The following is a 19,116-nucleotide window of genomic DNA, read 5'->3' as shown; positions in this document are numbered from 1 at the left end:
CCACCTTAAAGTATTAAACGCCATCTCTTAATATTTTATTTAGAAAGTGATACCCCGTTTGAAGTCGTATCTTCCTTATTCTCTTCAACCGGTTCCGCATTGTTTTCCACATTGTCGGAAACTTCTTTGGCTGCAGTTTCTGTAGCGGCACTCTCATTTGATGCCATCTCTCTTGCAAGTTTTGCAGCCTCATCTACGTAGGAAGGTGTTGCTTCTTTAGCCTTTTTTGCATCTTCAATGCTGTGCCCGCATTTAGTACAAAAACTTGAAGTTTCAGGACATTCATTGCCGCAACTGTCACATACAACCGTATTTAATTTAACTTCATCCTTTTGCTCTTTCAAAGGCTTTGATGCCGCAGCCTTTGAAGCGGCTGCCGATACATTACTTGCCACATTTGTAGCTACATTGCCGGCTTTGTTGAGTATTCCCTTTGCATAGTCCACATTCATATCCAAAGCGGCCGCATTCTCATCAACTTCAGTTCTACCGGTTTTTAATATACCGTATACAGATAATATAAGATTTACAAGTAATATCAACAAGAATATCCATACAAAGAATGTGCCCTTCATTTCATCCGCATGCAAACCGGATAAAGCATTCATTATTATAAACTCTGTAAATCCTAAAGATATATTGAGCAAATAAATAACATGTACAAATACATAGCTGCCCTTACCTGTAGCTTTTTTATTCAGTAGCCACATAACGATATTTACTATAGGATAAATTATAAATAATAATGTATATCCCTTTACAGCAGCCAATCCGCTAAGATCAAGCTCATCAATCTTCAAGGTTGCCATACTGAATAAAGAAAAACTCTTCTTTGCGTAAATGAAATCCACTTTCAATACCGGGATAAAGAAAAACAGTGTAGTCAAGGCCGATAAAATAAACAATATATTTAAAACACTGAGACCTTTATTATTGATAACCAAATCATTGTTTTTTGTTCTTTTTATACCTTTAAACATTCAATCTACCACCTTTATAAAATTTCTTTTCCACAAGACGAACAGAACTTATCACCTGCATTGTTTTCTTGACCGCAGTTGGAACAAAATACCTTATCATTCGGATTAGCCTCATCATTTAACTTAGCCTCATCCTTTTTAATACTTACCGTATTGCTTGTTGTATTAACCGGTGCTTCTGCAACCGGTATATCTCTAACCTGTGCATCGTTCTTATTCTTCTTTGATTTTTTAAATAAAATCAGAAGGAGAACAGCTATTATCAAAATAAATATAAATGCAACAGCCGCAAAGATAATATATATAGTAAAGTTTGTGCGAACGCTCACAAAGAATGGAGCAATGTAATTTGACATCATAACATTCTCACCCTTTACGATAAAGTCGTTGCCTTTAAACTTGGCTTCGGCATTTTCAAAGCTTCCGTCTATATATAAACCCCTATCTACAGGCTTACCGGCATTTTTAACAATGTATTCATATGAATCAACATTTCCTGATGTGAAAATCTCAGGATTAAAGTCGTCCATAAATGAAATTTCCTGCTTTGTTACAAAATATCCCTTCTTATCGATGTCCAGGCTGCTTATTGATCTGCTGTATCCTGTAGTTTCTTCCCACATCTTTGCATCTTCATCCATAGTACCTGAAGAAGATATCTTAACTTCAAGGTCCTTACCGTTTAAAGACACTTTATCAAGTTTTATCTTGCTGTGAGAAAGAATACTCTTCAGTTTTTCCTCAAGAGAATTTGCATCATTCTCATTGAAAGACTCACTGAAAACCACAGTAATATTTCTTTTTATCTTACCTGTCGGAGTAATCTCAACGATATGCTTATATTTACTTACATTCGGCAAAATATTCACATCCAGCTTTATATCAAAAGTTGAACTGTAACCGCTATAGAGCAAAGTTTTTGATTCGCCGCTCATTGCAGAACGTGAAACCGTAGTTGAATATCCTGTACCGTCTGTTATAGTTCCTTCATAGTTATTATCAGGATTCACATAATAATCAAAGCTGACTGCATTATTGTAATTACTGATATAGTCTTCCAAATTTATATACTCATTAAGAGTATAATTTTTAGAAAATAAATGTCTTTTATCTACAGCATCAGATGAATCGGATATGGCTTCAGTGCTCTCCTCGGTACTTTTTTCGCTCTCAGATTCCACCTGAGTCTCCTCTGAGGCTTGATTATCCTTTGCATCTGAACCTGTCTTACTGTCAAGACTCTTTCCGGTAAACTTTTCAGTCATTTTTTTACAGTCTTCTGCACTTAAAGCCTTACCTTCAACAGTGAAAATATGTGAATTATTTGCTTCCGACCAGGTTCCCGTTCCGACTTCACCCGATCTTTCAACCATAAATTTATCTATATCATCTTTAGCCTGATCATAGCTGGTATTCGGAATATTTAGAGCGATACTTCTGTCAATACTTCCGTCTTTATTTATAACGGTATTAAACTCGACACCGTTAATAGGCAAATACTTTGTAGTATTTACATCTATTATGCTCATATTGGCATCTTTTTCATATTCCTCACCTGCTATATTAAGACTCACCTGACTTGTAGAAAATATATAAACCTCATAAGAAGATGTTATATAATCATTATTTATTATTCCGTCACTCATCCATTTAAGGAGGTCCTCAGTGCCGAAATTTTCCTGAAATGCAACTCCCTTTGCAAATGCGGTATTTGATCTTAAAAGTGTAACCTTCGGTTCTATGTCGCTTCCGACAGCTTTTAATATATTTCCGACCTTTTTCTCGTAGTCATCTTTTGATGAGAAATTTATAGTAAATACGGCAACAATATTTGAATCATCCTGTGTAACTGAAGTGATTTCAATATCTTCAGGACAAAGCGCCTTCAATGTTTCCGCTACGGTTGCAAAATCCTTTTGAACATATGATGTATAGTCCGAATTTGATATTGTATATGTCATAACTCTGCTTCCTGCAAAGGAATCATCAAAATTCATATCTGTTTTAACAACACCGCCACATGCTGTAAGAAGCAAAAATGCCAATATACATATGAGATATTTTAATTTATTTTTCATAATACTCCCTAAATTTTTACTTATATTTTATCTTCCGAAGTAACTGTCAATACCGTCAGCAAGTCCCTTTGACAGTTTTTTCAGTTCGTCTTTTCCGTGATCAGATGTCTTATCTCCCAATTCAATATCAATCGACGGAATAGTTGAATAAGATGTCTGTGTAAGATCCATCTCCATCCTTCCCTTACTGAAAATCTTTGTTCCGTTTGAAGACAATCCGTTTATCAAAGACTTACCTAAGGCTTCATGCTTTTTCCAGTTTGAAGCTACAGGTTCCATACTTCTGTATGAGTCCACTTCAGGAACGCCCATATAAAATGCTCCCTTATCTGCATTTGTTGAATCCCAATGCAACGCAATATGCGCAGAGGCAACATTATTGGCTATTACCGTTCTTGCAATATTGTCAAGCTGAACATCACTGCCGTCACGAATCATCAACACATTATATCCTCTGGATAAAAGCTCGTCTTTCAGTATCTTTGCCATTTCAAATGTCACGGTACTTTCAGGTGTACCGTCAGAAAATGTCATACCCTCGGAAACTGCAACAGCCGTGGTGGCTCCCGCTTTTGTAGTGCCGCTTGTAACCTTTGGAGTTCCGTCAGGATGGCATTGTGTTTTTTGTGAAGAGCCTCCCTTTGTACCATGTCCGGCATTTACGGCTATTGTTATTCCGTTACCGTTCTCACCGGGCTTATATAGTACGCTTTTACCTGAATTTATCTTTGAAAATGACGCATACTGCCAACTTGGATCAAGTCCTATTTCGCCCGCTTCTTTTACCTCGGATTTTTGTGCTTTGGTTTCAGCCCTAGTTTCCTTGACTGTAGTAGTCTCTTCCGGGGCTGCAGACTCCGATACGGTAGTCTTTTCAACAGCTTTTGAAGTAACTTCAGTACTGCTTTCAGACTCTTTAGAGCTCTGTGCAGTTGTTGAATCCTTGTCGCTCTTTGTTGTAGATACCTTTCTTACAACATCCGTCTGCACTACCTTCCCGTCTGCACTAGTTTCCATACTCACAGCGGATGAAGTTTCAACCTTATTCTCGGTACTTGAATTGTTACCGCCACATGCCGCCAAAACTCCCGCTATAAGCATGGCCTGACAAATAAACTTTAATCTCATAATAAACCTTTTATCTTTGCAAATGTTTTAATAAGTTCTACAGTGCCTTCAAGTCCAAGTGTTGAACTGTTTACAGTTAAATCGTAACTTCTTGAGTCTGCCCATCTCTTACTTGAGTAGTAGTTATAATAGCTTGATCTCTTCTTGTCTGTCTTTACCATAATATCCTTTGCCTTATTGGCTTCAATATTATTGGTTTCCATAATTCTCTTGATCTTATCCTCGTCATTTCCGGTAATAAATACCGAAAACGCATTCGGGTCGTCAGCCAAAGCATAATCTGCACATCTACCGACTATAATGCATGATTCCTCGGATGCAAGCTTTTTAATAGTATCAAACTGTGCCAAAAAAATCTTATGATTTATAGGCATATCCATATAGGATGAAGATGTATATCCTAAAGAATAAGTGTCCATCACAAGAGAGTATAAAAATGAACTTGTCGGCTTCTCATCATGAGTCTCAAACAACTCTGCAGCCAGTCCGCTCTCCTTAGCAGCCCTGTTGAGTATTTCTTTATCATAGCATTTTATACCCAATTGTTCAGCCAGCATCTGACCGATCCTTCTTCCACCGCTTCCGCACTGTCTACCTATGGTAATAACCAATCTATTGTCCATACCTACCTCCTAAATAATCAATTTTCGTCTACATTTTCTTTTACAATGCAGAAAATGTAAACACAGATAATTTATATGTATTATTATATAACAAAAAAAGCAGAATGTATATATATCTGTCTTTCAGTTGTCACTTTTTAGCTAATGTTTATGCCGTTTTATATTTAATTCTTTCTAAATTTTCTTAATATTTCATTAAAGTAATCCGGAACAGGTGCTTCAAATTCCATATATTCATTTGTTCGTGGATGTATGAATCCAAGCACCTTTGCATGGAGACATTGTCCCTCCGATCTAATATTTTCTTTCTTTCCTGAATACACTTCATCACCAAGCAGAGGATGATGTATATATGACATATGTACTCTTATCTGATGAGTTCTTCCGGTTTCAAGTACACATTCAATATATGTATAATTATTCAACCTTTCAAGGACTTTATAATGAGTGACCGCTCTCTTTCCGTCTTTATCCACAGCCATTTTCTTCCTGTCATTTTTCGATCTGGCTATCGGAGCATCTACCGTCCCCTCATCATCTTTAATATTGCCGGTAGCTATAGCAACATACTTTCTGGTAATACTGTGTTCGGCCAATTGTTTTGCAATATGCTGATGGGCATTGTCATTTTTACATGCAATTATTATACCTGTGGTATCCATATCTATCCTATGTACTATTCCCGGTCTTAGCACTCCGTTTATTCCGGAGAGATTATCCTTGCAATGATATAAAAGTGCATTCACCAAAGTTCCACTGTAATGCCCTGCGGCCGGATGAACCACCATACCCTTCGGTTTGTTTATAAGTATTACATCATCATCTTCATATACTATATCAAGCGGTATGTTTTCAGGAAGAATTTCAAGCGGCTCAGGCTTAGGTATGGCAAGATTTACAATATCACCGTCTCTGAGTCTGTAATTTGACTTTACATCTTTCCCGTTTACACAAGCCTTACCCTTCTTAATCAAATCCTGAATATACGATCTTGAAAAGCTCTCAAGATTCATCGCAAGAAATACATCTATTCTTTTGTCAATATCCGATTCTTCCACTTTTATTTCAAAGTTATCCATTTATCTCCAAACTAAAATTATTTTTTATAAAATTCCAATTCGTTTTCTTTGTATACAAATACCAGACAAAGAAAAAGTACAAATGTACCCACTGTTACGCAGATGTCCGCAAAATTAAATATAGGAAAATTAATAGGTTTAAAATAAATAAAGTCGACCACATAACTTCTTATTATTCTATCGATGAAATTACCGATTGCACCTGCAAAAATTAAGCCTCCGCAAAGCAGCAAAGGATAATAATGCTTATCTGAAGGCAACTTAAAAAGTAAATAGATTATGCCCAGCAAAACCGCTATGGTAATTATATAAAAGAAAATATGCATTCCCTGTAATATTCCAAAAGCTGCACCGGAATTTTCCGAGTACCAGAAATACAATACATTATCTATAAGAGGATAAGCAGGAGCATCTTTTAATTTCATCATAACTTCGTATTTACTCCACTGGTCAACTCCAACCAATATTGCAACCATAATAAAAAATGATGCAAACTTATAAACTATATTTCTTTGCATATACTCTTCAACGCCTCCACCATATCTTCTTTTTTAACATTTCTGTCTATATACGCATCTCCTATTTTATTTAATAAAACAAACTTTATTTGTCCCGCTTCCATCTTTTTATCATTAAATGTAGCTTCAAAAACTTTTTCTACATCAATATCCGTTCCGGTTTCAAGAGAATAAATCTCCAGCAAATCACTAAAAAACTTCCTGTCATCTTCACTGAGTTTATTCTTTTTTATACAGATATCAAATGCCGCAAGCATTCCAAGCCCCACACATACTCCATGTGAAAGGCTGAAGTTCTTTTCTTTTTCAATAGCATGACCCAAAGTATGTCCGAAATTTAATATAGCTCTTTGACTTTTTTCATAAGGGTCGTTTTCCACAACCTCTTTTTTAATCTTCTGACTTGTAAGTACCATATCGGCCAATGCTTTTATATCACCTGACAATATTTTTTTATGATTTTCAAAAAGGCCGTAATAATAATCTTTGTCAGATATCAAACCGTGTTTTATAACTTCTCCCATTCCCGATGAGAATTCCGCTTCAGGCAGAGTATTTAAAGTATTTATATTTACATATACAAGTTTCGGCATATAAAACGCTCCAACCATGTTTTTAAAATGCTTGAAATCAACTCCTGTTTTACCGCCTATACTTGAATCCACCTGTGACACCAAAGTTGTCGGGATTTGCACAAAATCAATTCCTCTAAGATATGTAGCCGCCGCAAATCCGCAGATATCACCTACCACACCTCCGCCAAGAGCAAGTAAGATATCTTTCCTGTCAAATTTATTAAAGATTAAAGTATCATATATTCCTGAAACAGTTTCAAGATGTTTATTTTGTTCTCCCGCTTCAAATATATGCGTAAATACTTTCAGTCCTTCAAGTTCTTCTTTTACCTTATCAAGATATATTTCAGCCACATTTGAGTCTGTGACAATACAAATTTTTCTGTTTTCTATATCAAATTTACTTAATTCATTTTTTAAGTCAGAAAAGTCATCATAAATAACAATGTCATAACATGGCTTATTTTCAAAGTTAACTTCTAATCTATTTAAATACATTTGCTAATCCCTATTTAAAAATTTCCGTTTCTGCAAACAGTCTGCCTTTTTTGGATAAAGCACTTATACCCAAAAATTTTGCTCTTCCAAGCCCTCGTACAGTTATAATATCTCCTGATTTTATTTTTGATGAATGTGAAAAACACTGTCTTGAATTTATAAACACCTTACCGGCGTCAATATACAAATTGACTTTGCTTCGTGAAATATTGTATATTGAACCTATTATTGAATCCAGTCTCTCAGAAGGAATATTTATCTTTTTATATTCCACTCTGTTTACAGCCTTCAATTCATCCGCACTTTCTCTCTCCAATACGACTTTTGTGTGTTTTACTGTAGTAAGCTCGCTTATTATAGTTTCCGACATACTCTTAAACGTAATGATATGAGCTGTATTATCCGCTATGCATATATCACCCACCATATGCCTTTCAATACCCAAATTCATCAATGCACCCAAAAAGTCACGATGAGTAAGTTCGTCTGCAAACTTTTTATTAACCGGCGAAACCTTAATATATTCCAGCATATCGAATTCAGGAATATTATCACAATAAAAGCAGACAATTTTTCTTTCCGCTTCAGAATAACCGCCAAACATAACATATCTTATATTCGGGAGATCTTTCTGAATTGTTTCAAAAATTGCCTGCTCATTTAAATTTAAGAACATGGAATACATAACAATGTTCTTAAAATATGCGTTTCTTGCTAAATCTAAAAACTTATTTCTTAGAAATAGTTCTTCTTTTTCCAAAACTATAACCTCATACCATATCCTGAAGCGTCTGCACTGCTGCGATCTATACTTCCTGAGCTACCAAGTAAATCAACAAACTCACCTGATAAACTTATATTTGAAGGTGTAACGATAAAAATACTGTCGGAAATGCTCTGAAGATTTCCTTCCATATCGTAAGCGGCACCGCAAATAAAATCTACTATTCTCTGTGCAATAGCGATTCTTACCTCTTCAAGGTTAAGAACAACTGTCTTTCCTTCTTTAAGACTGTCAACTACAAGTCTTGACTCTTCTACAGATGTAGGTCTGAACATAGTAACTTCCATATCTTTTCTGATAGGAATAACTTTGTTAACCTTAGTATTTCTGCTTGCAACTCTAGGCCTCATAGGCTCTTCTTCTACCTGCTCGCTTGCGTTTTTGATGTCTACATCATCCTCATCATCTTCATACTCATCGACTTCGATAATATCATCATCATAAGATTCATCATCGCTGTCATTCACTCGTAAATAACTTTTGATCTTATCAAAAAATTCCATCTTCGCGTGTTCTCTCCAATCTTTTTTATCTTTTCCCAAATATTCCTGTACCAACTCTTACCAAATTTGCACCTTCTTCAAGCGCTACAGTATAATCGCCAGACATTCCCATTGATAAAAATTCCACTTCTACATTATCATAGTTTTTCTCAATTATGTCAACAGATATTTTCTTTATTTTCTCGAAATTTTTTCTATTTTCCTCCGATTTTTCTACATTCGGAGCAATCGTCATCAATCCTTTGATATGTAGGTTCTTATATCTTGCAAATATAGGTAAAACCTCATAAAGTTCTTCTTCCAGGAAACCGTATTTTGAGGCTTCTTTTGCAATATTGATTTCAAGTAATCCGTCAACATGAATACCTTTTTTTCTTGCCTCCGTATCTATCGTGTCCGCAAGTCTTATGCTGTCTATAGAATGTATCAGCACAGTATTACCTAAAAGTTGTCTGACTTTATTTGTCTGAAGATGTCCGATCATATGCCATCTGATATCTTTCGGCAGTTCCTCTTTTTTCCTTAAAAGCTCCTGCACCTTATTTTCTCCGAAATCTCTTACTCCGCTTTCATAAGCTTCCATAATAAGTTCATTCGTTTTTGTTTTGCTTACAGCAATAAGAGTTACATCATTTATATTTCTACCGCTTTTTTCACAGGCGATTTTCATATCATCTATAACATTTTGTAAGTTTTCCTTAACCATAGTTTCTCCTATTGATAAATAAATTCTCCTTCTTTAAAACCGTCAGGATTCAATAAAATATGATCATATACCTTTAAACCGTATTTTGTACCCTTATCTACAATATAGAATTCCTTATTCGATCCAAGTATATCTATATTCTTAAATACTGTATATCCTTTATTTATATTGTATACTCCCAACAATTTTTCCTTGTTCGAAACCTCAAAGATCTCATTTGAATCAGGTTTTATCAATTTATCACCGGATGCTATATCCTTATTTTCTGTACTGATATAGCAATTTGTATCCGTAATCTTGATTATATCTTCCGGCACAAAAACTGTTGAAGTCGTACCGTCTTTATCCACCTGCTTATAAAATCCGTCGCTTACACCATCTCCGCCCTTTGCCATATATTCAACAGGTATAGTATAGAAGTCTTTTTCAAGCACACATTTGGACGGAATCTTTAAGCCGTTTACAACTAATGACTGTATATCAAACTCCGCATATCTGTTTGAAATAAATTGTACCATATATTTATCAAATGTCAATTTTCCCAGACTATATCCGTCTTTTGTTTCTACAACAGAGTAATCTCCTGTAAGTGTCAGACCATTTGATTTGAATTTTACAGTCAAAGTTTTCTTTTCGGCATATAGCTCTTCCTCACCTTTTTCAAATTCAAAATATATACTCCATGATTCACTTTTTACAATCCTATAAACCTTTGTTTCCGCCTCTATAAGCTGTTCATTCTTTATATAGCTTATAGGATGTTTTGATGTATCAAAATCACTCTTAGTAAGATCTTCCTCTTTTTTCTCGGCAATATCATCTATAGCATATGATATTTCTCCGGAATAAGGTGAGGTAATCACATTAAGACTCAAACCGTTTTCGTTTGAAATATTATCAATATTTTCTATGTTTATTAAATTCGAATATTCACTTGCGGCATTGTCCAATAAATATTTTGTATCATAGACATACTCAAAATCAGAATCCGAATAATTCGAAGTAAAATTTGAAAGTTTCTTTTTCATTTCAATAACACTCGAATCCGATATGGTATCTTCTTTTCCTGACGAAGCCTCCATAAGTTTCTTTAAATCTCCGGTAGCATCAAGAGAGTATACTCTGCTTCCTACAGCTGCTCTTTTACCGTCTCTCATATATATATTTATATATCCTCCATCCGGTGAAACTTGAACACTCTCATCTCTTAGTATAAGTCCGGTGTGCGTCTTATTCTCGGACATACTTCCCTCAACCACTTCATTATATCTTATCTGTTTTCTTGTAGCTCCTCTGACAGCACTTGGTATCAAATAAATCAGCAAGGACAGGAATATTATAACACCCACATTAAAAGTTCTTTTTTTTCTATAGGGAATAATTTTTTTAGAATCAGCCAATTTTATTCTCCTTAAAAAAACAAGCAATTATTGCCTGCATAAATACAATTCTCTACATTATACTGCACAAGAGTGTTTTTTTCAATTAAATTTAAAAAAGACAGACCTCAAAATCGAGTCTGCCTTTATCTATTAAATCAGATAATTCACATACAAAATTATATGATATTTTCTTTATTATAATGCTGCAGAAACATTCTTCTTTGCATTTTCAGGTAGATTTGATGCATCCGTTGAAACACTCAAAACGAATGTGATTCCATATTTCTCTCCCAATGTCTCTATACGATCGATTGTTGAAGTAATGTCTGCTCCTTCAAGTACTGCCAGTTTCAAAAAGCTGTCCAGGAATATAGCTTCAATATCATGATCGGATGAAATGAGTCCTGCCAGGAATCCTACAAAACCGTCTGCTGACATGATAGGAAATTCACTAACATTAATAAGTCTTATCTTGTTATTAAGTTCATACATATGCTTTGAACTCTTGTCAAGATAAATGACTGAGCCGTTTGCCTTTGAAACAGTTTCATTGGCTCTTTCAAGTAAAATCTTTGTTTTTCCCTTACCCTTCTCTCCTGCAATAATAGAAACCATGGTAACGTCCTCCTTAAACTTACTGTTATCAAATATAAAATAATATAATGATATTATAAAATATTAATAGGAATAGTGCAATGCTATTTATTGATTTTTGAAAGAAGTTTAGACATATTGTCGTACAAGTCCGCTCTGTTCTTTGACTTCAATACAACAGAAATATATCTTTTTCCCTCAGCATTCTCACTGCAAATCACAAGACAACTGCCTGCCGCCAAAGTGGTTCCGGTTTTTCCGGCATCTACCACTATACCTCTCGGTGCGGCCACTTGACCTGTTATATATCTGTTTCCGTTTTTCCAACTTTTTGTAACCTGACTTCCGTCAGCTGCCGTATATGATACATTATAAGACGGAGCTCCCGCATAATTCATAAATCTGCCGTCTTTCATAGCTTCATTAAATATTAAATAAAGATCATATGCCGTTGTATAATGATTGCTGTCGGAAAGACCGCTGGGATTAACAAAATTGGTATCCACAGCTCCGATTCTCTTTGCCTCATCATTCATCATCTTTACAAAATTATCTACACTACCTCCGACATGTACGGCAATAGCATTTGCCGCATCATTTCCCGAAGGCAACATAAGTCCGTACAGAAGTTGATCAAGTGTCAACTTATCTCCGGGCTTAATTCCTGCCAGACTTGCTCCGGCCTCGGTTATAACACTGTCGTCAGTCACAGTCACCTCATCTGAGAGATTTCCGTATTTAAGAGCCAACAATGCGGTCATAACTTTGGTTGTACTTGCAGGATACATCTGTTTTGTAGCATCTTTCGATGCCAAAAGACTTCCCTCGCCTCCTGCCAATATGACACTTTCCGAAGAAATATCATCTACGTCAACATTTTCCTCACCGGGCAATGCAAGATTTGCCGCAAGAGGCGAAATTTTTGTGTCAATATCAAGACTTGAAAGTCTCCCGGAGAAGTCGTACTCGGTCATCATAAACTGATAATAGTATGCCCCTCCAAGGAAAAGTGCTATCACTATAATAATAGGGATGATTAAATATATTTTATTTACCGGCTTTTTTCCTCTTTTAGTATAATCCGCCATCAGACTATCTATATGCCTCTCTAAACTCAAAGTCACCTCTGTCAAGTGCCATTATAAGAAGTTCTGCTGTAGCAAGATTTGTTGCCAAAGGTATATTATGTGTATCACAAAGTCTCATAACCTTATCGGCATCCGGCTCATGGCTCTTCTTTGTGAGTGGATCTCTTAAGAAGATTACCAAATCTATATCATTATTTTCTATTTGGGCACCAAGCTGCTGTTCACCGCCAAGATGTCCGGCCAAATATCTATGTATATTAAGATTGGTAACTTCTTCCACCAATCTTCCTGTGGTTCCTGTCGCTGATAAATTATGTTTTGATAAAATACCTCTATATGCAATACAAAAATTCTGCATGAGCTTTTTCTTAGCATCATGTGCGATCAAACCTATATTCATCTTTACCTCCAAATTTTAGTTCTTACCCTGTCTTACAGCCACACTTGCAACCAGTCCTACACCTAAAAATAAGCTTAAAAGCGAGCTCACCCCATAACTTATAAATGGAAGCGGCAATCCGGTATTAGGAAAAAGTCCTGTTGCAACCGATATATTTGTGAAGCTCTGAAATCCGACCAATGCGGCAAAACCTACACAAACCAACTTACCTTCTAAATCTTTTGCTTTAGAAGCAAGGTGAAAACATTCAACAACTATAAGCGCAAAAAGCGCTATTACCACCATACTGCCTATAAATCCCAGTTCCTCTCCAATAACCGCAAATATAAAATCCGTCTGCTCCTGGGATAAAAAGTTTCCGTTCTTAACCGAAGCAAAAGTGTTATTATTCAGTCCCTTACCCATCAACTGACCTGATGAAATAGCCATAATCGAGTTATCTTGCTGTACGTTTATGTCTGCATACTTATCCGGATATATCCATCCAAGTATTCTATTTGCTTGATATCCCCTTAAGAAGGGAACTGTGTTACTTTGTAATAAAAATATAAATATTACTGCTGATGGTATTAAAAATGCAAGACTGCCAAGTACCCATTTATAGCTGATTCCTGAGATAAACAGCATACTTATTATCATAACAAAAACTACAATTGTAGTTGATAAATCAGGCTCTTTCAGTATTAAAATACATGGTATAGCAGCAACTACGGCAAATACAAGTAAAAATGAAATTCTGTCGATATCCTCCTGATGTTTACCCAAAAAAGCGGCAATAAATAAAATCATACCTATTTTGACTATTTCAGAAGGCTGTAACTGTCCAATAACCGGTACCTTAATCCATCTCACCGCTCCTGCACCCTCCGGCTCATAACCGAAAAGTAACACTGCAAGCAGCAAGATAATACATATTCCATACACTATCCACATCAGTTCCATCAATTTTCTGTAGTGTATAAGTGATATCAATACCACAAGTACAAGTCCGAGGACCACGCCAAATATCTGCTTGGCCACCATTCCCTTGTCTCCGCCTGTAGCACTGGAAATAACCAATACACCTATAGTATTTAAAACTATAATATAAACCAACAGTCTGAACGGATAATATCTAAGCTTAAAACCGTCTAACATTCTCTACTCTCCAAATTCTACACGAATTTAGCAAAAAAATCCAGTGTTTTTTGAAAATTAACATATTTTCCTCTAAAATCAGTCGCCAATTCTTACATCACTTACATCAAGTGCACTATTATTCAATATATAATCCAAACTAATTTGATTATAATAATACTTATAAATATTCTTACCGATAACTGCCGCATTTGTTGAGGAATATCCGTAAGGGATATTTACCGTAACGGCTATCTCAGGACTTTCATAAGGTGCAAAAGAGATAAAGAAAGCATGATTTCCTCTCGTCTTTGACTCCTGTGCAGTACCTGTCTTTCCTGCAATATTAATATTCAGATCGGTAAATACTTTCCTTGCGGAGCCTTCTTTTATAACCCTGTACATACCCTCTCGAACATTATTCCATGTATCCTGACTGATATCCACATGATAATTTGAAACAGGGGTATAATCCTGTACAACATTTCCGTATTGATCACAAACCTTATCCAAAAGACTCAGTTCAAAAACAGTTCCCTGATTTGCAATAGTCGCTACATATCTTGCAAGCTGAATATTTGCAAATGAATGATTACCCTGACCGATAGATGACTGTTCAGGGTTGATATCTGAAATCTGCGGTTCATTTTCCACTATTTCAACTCCCGATTTATGATCGAGTCCGAACATTGTAGCATATTTTTTAAGTCTCTCTATACCAAGTTCGGATGAATACTCACCGTTACCGTCTGTAGAAAGCCTGTGTCCCGTCTCGGCAAAATACACATTACATGAATCCTGTATAGCTTTTACTACAGAATCCGGTCCGTGACTTCCCGGATAAATCCAACATTTTATAGCCGGATTTATAGTATCGTAAATACCTGTACACACTACCGTGTCCGTTGCATTTATAACATGCTCCTCAAGACCTGCAATTGCTGTAATAGGCTTGAAAGTTGAACCCGGCGCCTTCTTGGTTTGAGTCGCATTATTATATAGCGGCAAACTTTCGTCCTCCAGTAATTTGTTAAAGTATGCAACATCCATAGAGTTTGCCAATCTGTTATTGTCATAACCCGGATACGATACCAATGCTCTTACTTCACCGGTATTTACATCTGTAACCACCGCTCCGGCAGAACAAGGATCCAGCGCAAGCTGTGCCGGCGTTATCTCTATCCTTGAAATCTTATCAATAAAGAAAGGAAAAGCAAAGCCTTCATTTCCTGCAGCCAATTGAGCATATGCGGCTTCATCCATATTGAGTACTCCCTGATCGAAAAGTGCCAGACAAAGTTCTCTTCCTGTAACCACATTGTTTCTGATCAAATATTTATAAACAAGCTTATCAAAATCGGCATCATCCTTAAGCATATTTTGAATATACTCTACAAGCTTGCTGTATATATCTTCAGCACTTGAATAATTACTGTCGTTAAAGAATACCGTAGTATCAATATAACCGCTTGATATTCCTATAAACAAATAATCTCTAAGCGAAGTGGTCTCATTTTTCCATGCCTGATAAACCTCGGATTTTGTATCTATATTATCCTTTTTTATTATGCTCTTCTTTGTAAGTGCGGAATGTATATAGTTTAAATATGCCTTTGTATCTTCAGGCAATCCGCCCATTACCGTAGGGGTACTTGAAGTCAACTCGTTATTTATTGATACTAAAATACTTTCCTTTTGTGCTGTAAGCTTTGCATTAAGGCTTTGCTCCGTTGCAGACGCATCCACTTTTGCAAAGTGAGTCGTATCAAGTACATTGTTACCTATAAGCTGATAGTAAGCATCTTTCACAGGTATAAGTCTATGTGTTGAATCTGTTGAATCCGTATTCGGATTGTCCTCGTTTACAATCTTGCTTGCCAAAACGCCTGCCAGCTGCTGCTCAACCAGGCGATAGGTAGCTATTTGCAAATTCTTATCAATAGTAAGATATACATCATTTCCGGCACTTGATTCAACTTCGCTTATGGTCTCTATAATCCTTCCCACATTGTCAACTATCATAGTCTTTGAGCCCTTTGTACCCTGCAATGTGGTCTCCATGCTCTCTTCTATACCGATTCTTCCTACAATATCGTTTAATGTATAATCAGGTCTTTCCTTTAAAAGTTCATCAAGCTTTTCATCCGGAACTTTTCCGGTATATCCGATTATATCTGAAAAATAAACCGCATCATTGTAGACTCTTAGGGTGTCATTTTCCACATCAACACCTATCAAGGATGCTGTATTTTCCATAATATCAATCTTTGCTTCCTCAGATATATTTGTAGATATAATAGTGGGCTCATACCTTCTGTAAAGTTTTTTACCCATCTCATATCTTATATTTATCAAATCTATTTTGTCCTGACCGGACAAATTGTAGATATTGCCGTCACTGTCAGTCATTTTATCAAGTCCGTAGGTTTTAAGTTTTTTATCAACCATCTCCTGCGCACTGATATTTGAAGGATACTTTCCGGCCTTATCATCAAGTTCATCCAATGATTTCAAGCCGTACATATCTGCAATAAATCTAAGTCTGGCAGCGTCGGATTTTGTGGTATAGTAGAAATCACCGTTTTCATCTACCGCTACCAAAAAATCCCCTTCGATATTCTCGTTATGTTTTCTTAAAATCTGCACCAGCCTGTAGTACATATTATTTTTATCATTTACTTTTTTATAGTATCCGCCATCTGTGATAGTTACAGTATATGACAACTTATTATAGGCCAAGAGATTGCCGTTTCTGTCATATATATTTCCTCTTGCACCTGTAGTGGCTACCGTTTTCTTTATTTTTTGAACATACTTATCCTGTGCCTCTTTTCCGTTTACCATTTGCATGGTGAAAAGTTTAGATCCAAGGATAAATACCATGAAGGCGTATATTACACTAAGTATAAATAGTCTGGAGGATTTTATCTTTTCAAAAAAGTCCCCTAAAAAATCTTTAAAATCCCTTATCACTAATTAATTCCTCTACTGTCCAATATCCTGAGTTTTTTATTGTACCAAAGTAAAAACCTGTATAATAACAATGTAAATATAAGCGTTATTATTACCTCGGGTATTACAATATTTTTCAAATAGTATAAAACCTCAAATTTATCCCTTATCAAGAATCTGAAAACATAAATAAACACATTGTACATAACTTCACTTATCATGCACACTATAACAGGTAAAACTATATATTCCTCATAAAAGAAGGCTGAAAGCCTACCGTTAATATACCCTATCCATATAAATAATAAAGTAAAAAATCCGAAAGGACCTGCAAAGTACAAGTCCATCAAAACTCCGCATAACACACCGTAGAGCATTCCTTCTTCCACACCGAGACTGAATCCATAAGTGAATGTCAGTATTATAAGTAAGTTCGGCGAGGCATATAAAAACGGTATGAACGGGAAAATGCATATCTGAAGTGCAAATGCAAATATAATAAAAGCTATATTCACTATTATTCTTCTCATTTAATCACTCACTTCCTTCTTTTTGGTTATTACAAGAACTTCAGATATAGTATCAAAATTCACTATCGGTATTATATATCCGCTCTTTGTAAGCCTTGAAGAATCTTCCTTTAAATCTCTGGCATAGCCGATTAAAATATTCGGCAAATACTTGGTTGATACATTTGATGTAACTATCATATCACCTTCGGAGATATCCGCATCCGACTTGACATCTTTTAAAATCAATCTTCCGTCATTATAAAGCTCAAGATTTCCGTCAACTCTGCAAAGTGAACCTGTTCTTAGAGACATTGCACTTACTCTTGATATATCATCTATAATTGAACGTACATTTGCATAATTTTTCCCTACATCGGTCACTATTCCGATCAGTCCGCCATAGCCTATAACATTCATATCTACGGCTATGCCGTCATCACTGCCTTTGTCGATAGTAAAAGTAGAAAACCACTTTGTACTGTCCTTTGCCACTACTCTGGCTCCAACCTTCTCATAGTCCGAATAACTTTCATCAAGCTTATACAGTTCTCTGAGTCTTGCAAGTTCTCCGTTATCCGCCATCAGCTTTGTATTTTCCTCTGTAAGCTCATCGATTCTTTTATTGAGCAATGTATTTTCATTGATTGCGTCATGTAACTTTCTTTGCTCTTCTATATTGTCATATATCGCCCTACCTGCAGTATTTACGCCGGATTGAACCGGCAATAATACAATTCCTACAGCCTGTCTTAAAGGCGAAATAATAGAATCATTGAATGAAGTTATTCCTATAAGAATGATACTAATTATACTTAAAATTATCAGTACAAGTCGGTTTCTAGAATCCATTAAATAATCCCCTGTTCCTTAAAGCTGTAATAGCAGTTATCGCCTATAACTATATGGTCTATAAGTTCTATCCCTATACTATCCAACGCTTTATTAATATCCTTTGTTATATCTATGTCCGCCTTACTCGGCGACGGGTCACCACTTGGATGATTGTGCAGTAAAATAACATTTACCGCCAAATGCTTTAAGCTTTCTATCAAAATCTCTCTGACGGAAACCAAAGAAGCATTCACAGTTCCAACAGAAATCACCATATCTGAAATCGGCCTCTGTCTTGTGTCAAGGAAGATTATTCTAAGTTCCTCAACTTCCAAGTGTCTGATACTCTCCTTATAATAATTTGCAACCACATCAGGAGAAGAAAAAGAAATACTTTTTCTTGTGTTTTTTCTCTCCCACGCTCTTTTACAAAACTCTCCAAGTGCAAGTATCTGTACAGCCTTCACCTTGCCTACGCCCTTGATAGCCATCAATTTATCAATATTATGGTGAAAAATACTATGTATTCCAAATCCTTCACCATTACCCTCAAGAATATTGTATGCAAGATTTACTACATTGACATCCTTTGTACCGCTTCTAAGAAGCACAGCCAAAAGTTCAACATCTGTAAGCGATTCCACTCCATACTCCAGCGCTCTGTCATATGGTCTTTGTTCAAGTGGTAATTCCTTTATTTTTCCCATAAATCCCTTTCCGCTCTCCAAGCATGAAAGGTAATTTTATTTTATCACAAAATATAAAAGTA

General features: G+C 35.9%; 19 protein-coding genes. All 19 read right to left on the bottom strand.

Annotation, left to right across the window (positions count from 1 at the left end):
• Positions 1-35: 35 nt before the first annotated feature.
• Positions 36-980 carry a zinc ribbon domain-containing protein gene (locus tag EHV10_RS04590; protein WP_128673641.1) on the bottom strand — a complete coding sequence of 315 codons (945 nt, stop codon included), beginning with the start codon at positions 978-980 and terminating at the stop codon, positions 36-38.
• A 14-nt stretch (positions 981-994) separates the two neighbouring features.
• Positions 995-3,058 (bottom strand): zinc ribbon domain-containing protein, encoded by a 2,064-nt coding sequence (locus tag EHV10_RS04585; RefSeq protein ID WP_128673640.1) that lies wholly within the window; start codon positions 3,056-3,058, stop codon positions 995-997.
• Positions 3,059-3,085: 27 nt separating this feature from the next.
• The gene (locus tag EHV10_RS04580) at positions 3,086-4,186 is read right to left on the bottom strand and encodes an N-acetylmuramoyl-L-alanine amidase family protein (protein ID WP_128673639.1); all 1,101 of its coding nucleotides are present in this window, start codon (positions 4,184-4,186) and stop codon (positions 3,086-3,088) included.
• Positions 4,183-4,809, bottom strand: a complete 627-nt coding sequence (locus tag EHV10_RS04575; RefSeq protein WP_128673638.1) for a cytidylate kinase-like family protein — start codon at positions 4,807-4,809, stop codon at positions 4,183-4,185. Before EHV10_RS04575 ends, EHV10_RS04580 begins: the two co-directional genes overlap by 4 nt.
• Positions 4,810-4,973: 164 nt before the next feature.
• Positions 4,974-5,888, bottom strand: a complete 915-nt coding sequence (locus EHV10_RS04570) for an RluA family pseudouridine synthase (protein ID WP_007591626.1) — start codon at positions 5,886-5,888, stop codon at positions 4,974-4,976.
• Positions 5,889-5,905: 17 nt separating this feature from the next.
• A complete protein-coding gene (gene lspA, locus EHV10_RS04565) occupies positions 5,906-6,406 on the bottom strand; it encodes a signal peptidase II (protein WP_128673637.1) in 501 nt (166 codons plus the stop codon).
• Entirely contained in the window at positions 6,391-7,479 is a 1,089-nt protein-coding gene (gene aroB / locus EHV10_RS04560) for a 3-dehydroquinate synthase (protein ID WP_128673636.1), read from the bottom strand. Before aroB ends, lspA begins: the two co-directional genes overlap by 16 nt.
• Before the next feature lie 10 nt (positions 7,480-7,489).
• Positions 7,490-8,239, bottom strand: a complete 750-nt coding sequence (locus tag EHV10_RS04555; protein ID WP_128673635.1) for a YlmH/Sll1252 family protein — start codon at positions 8,237-8,239, stop codon at positions 7,490-7,492.
• 2 nt (positions 8,240-8,241) lie between these two features.
• On the bottom strand, positions 8,242-8,766 hold the full coding sequence (locus EHV10_RS04550; protein ID WP_034243316.1) for a cell division protein SepF: 525 nt from the start codon (positions 8,764-8,766) through the stop codon (positions 8,242-8,244).
• A gap of 25 nt (positions 8,767-8,791) precedes the next feature.
• Positions 8,792-9,472: a YggS family pyridoxal phosphate-dependent enzyme gene (locus EHV10_RS04545; protein ID WP_007591612.1), complete on the bottom strand. Its 681-nt coding sequence runs from the start codon at positions 9,470-9,472 to the stop codon at positions 8,792-8,794.
• An 8-nt stretch (positions 9,473-9,480) separates the two neighbouring features.
• The gene (locus EHV10_RS04540) at positions 9,481-10,872 is read right to left on the bottom strand and encodes an HlyD family efflux transporter periplasmic adaptor subunit (protein ID WP_128673634.1); all 1,392 of its coding nucleotides are present in this window, start codon (positions 10,870-10,872) and stop codon (positions 9,481-9,483) included.
• A gap of 177 nt (positions 10,873-11,049) precedes the next feature.
• Complete coding sequence (locus tag EHV10_RS04535; protein ID WP_007591604.1) at positions 11,050-11,469, bottom strand: hypothetical protein; 420 nt, start codon at positions 11,467-11,469, stop codon at positions 11,050-11,052.
• 83 nt (positions 11,470-11,552) lie between these two features.
• Complete coding sequence (locus EHV10_RS04530) at positions 11,553-12,536, bottom strand: D-alanyl-D-alanine carboxypeptidase family protein (RefSeq protein ID WP_128674000.1); 984 nt, start codon at positions 12,534-12,536, stop codon at positions 11,553-11,555.
• 4 nt (positions 12,537-12,540) lie between these two features.
• Positions 12,541-12,936, bottom strand: a complete 396-nt coding sequence (locus EHV10_RS04525; RefSeq protein ID WP_007591595.1) for a methylglyoxal synthase — start codon at positions 12,934-12,936, stop codon at positions 12,541-12,543.
• A 15-nt stretch (positions 12,937-12,951) separates the two neighbouring features.
• Positions 12,952-14,073: an FtsW/RodA/SpoVE family cell cycle protein gene (locus EHV10_RS04520; RefSeq protein ID WP_128673633.1), complete on the bottom strand. Its 1,122-nt coding sequence runs from the start codon at positions 14,071-14,073 to the stop codon at positions 12,952-12,954.
• A 78-nt stretch (positions 14,074-14,151) separates the two neighbouring features.
• The gene (locus EHV10_RS04515; protein ID WP_128673632.1) at positions 14,152-17,025 is read right to left on the bottom strand and encodes a penicillin-binding transpeptidase domain-containing protein; all 2,874 of its coding nucleotides are present in this window, start codon (positions 17,023-17,025) and stop codon (positions 14,152-14,154) included.
• Positions 17,025-17,534 (bottom strand): rod shape-determining protein MreD, encoded by a 510-nt coding sequence (mreD, locus tag EHV10_RS04510; protein WP_128673631.1) that lies wholly within the window; start codon positions 17,532-17,534, stop codon positions 17,025-17,027. The genes EHV10_RS04515 and mreD overlap by 1 nt, the downstream gene beginning before the upstream one ends.
• Positions 17,535-18,365, bottom strand: a complete 831-nt coding sequence (gene mreC, locus EHV10_RS04505) for a rod shape-determining protein MreC (protein WP_009662605.1) — start codon at positions 18,363-18,365, stop codon at positions 17,535-17,537.
• On the bottom strand, positions 18,365-19,054 hold the full coding sequence (gene radC, locus EHV10_RS04500) for a RadC family protein (protein WP_034212413.1): 690 nt from the start codon (positions 19,052-19,054) through the stop codon (positions 18,365-18,367). Before radC ends, mreC begins: the two co-directional genes overlap by 1 nt.
• Positions 19,055-19,116: the final 62 nt, after the last annotated feature.

Source organism: Lachnoanaerobaculum gingivalis, from assembly GCF_003862475.1.
In the GTDB taxonomy this organism is placed as follows: Bacteria; Bacillota; Clostridia; order Lachnospirales; family Lachnospiraceae; genus Lachnoanaerobaculum; species Lachnoanaerobaculum gingivalis.
This window is presented reverse-complemented; position numbering and strand designations above follow the sequence as displayed.

What these genes read in the sequence shown, in the direction of transcription:
- EHV10_RS04525 (WP_007591595.1), bottom strand. Translation starts at nt 12,936, where the DNA reads ATGAATATAGGTTTGATCGCACATGATGCTAAGAAAAAGCTCATGCAG.
- aroB (WP_128673636.1), bottom strand. Translation starts at nt 7,479, where the DNA reads ATGTATTTAAATAGATTAGAAGTTAACTTTGAAAATAAGCCATGTTAT.
- EHV10_RS04535 (WP_007591604.1), bottom strand. Translation starts at nt 11,469, where the DNA reads ATGGTTTCTATTATTGCAGGAGAGAAGGGTAAGGGAAAAACAAAGATT.
- EHV10_RS04575 (WP_128673638.1), bottom strand. Translation starts at nt 4,809, where the DNA reads ATGGACAATAGATTGGTTATTACCATAGGTAGACAGTGCGGAAGCGGT.
- EHV10_RS04550 (WP_034243316.1), bottom strand. Translation starts at nt 8,766, where the DNA reads ATGGAATTTTTTGATAAGATCAAAAGTTATTTACGAGTGAATGACAGC.
- EHV10_RS04585 (WP_128673640.1), bottom strand. Translation starts at nt 3,058, where the DNA reads ATGAAAAATAAATTAAAATATCTCATATGTATATTGGCATTTTTGCTT.
- EHV10_RS04570 (WP_007591626.1), bottom strand. Translation starts at nt 5,888, where the DNA reads ATGGATAACTTTGAAATAAAAGTGGAAGAATCGGATATTGACAAAAGA.
- EHV10_RS04530 (WP_128674000.1), bottom strand. Translation starts at nt 12,536, where the DNA reads ATGGCGGATTATACTAAAAGAGGAAAAAAGCCGGTAAATAAAATATAT.
- radC (WP_034212413.1), bottom strand. Translation starts at nt 19,054, where the DNA reads ATGGGAAAAATAAAGGAATTACCACTTGAACAAAGACCATATGACAGA.
- EHV10_RS04545 (WP_007591612.1), bottom strand. Translation starts at nt 9,472, where the DNA reads ATGGTTAAGGAAAACTTACAAAATGTTATAGATGATATGAAAATCGCC.
- EHV10_RS04590 (WP_128673641.1), bottom strand. Translation starts at nt 980, where the DNA reads ATGTTTAAAGGTATAAAAAGAACAAAAAACAATGATTTGGTTATCAAT.
- lspA (WP_128673637.1), bottom strand. Translation starts at nt 6,406, where the DNA reads ATGCAAAGAAATATAGTTTATAAGTTTGCATCATTTTTTATTATGGTT.
- mreC (WP_009662605.1), bottom strand. Translation starts at nt 18,365, where the DNA reads ATGGATTCTAGAAACCGACTTGTACTGATAATTTTAAGTATAATTAGT.
- EHV10_RS04520 (WP_128673633.1), bottom strand. Translation starts at nt 14,073, where the DNA reads ATGTTAGACGGTTTTAAGCTTAGATATTATCCGTTCAGACTGTTGGTT.
- mreD (WP_128673631.1), bottom strand. Translation starts at nt 17,534, where the DNA reads ATGAGAAGAATAATAGTGAATATAGCTTTTATTATATTTGCATTTGCA.
- EHV10_RS04580 (WP_128673639.1), bottom strand. Translation starts at nt 4,186, where the DNA reads ATGAGATTAAAGTTTATTTGTCAGGCCATGCTTATAGCGGGAGTTTTG.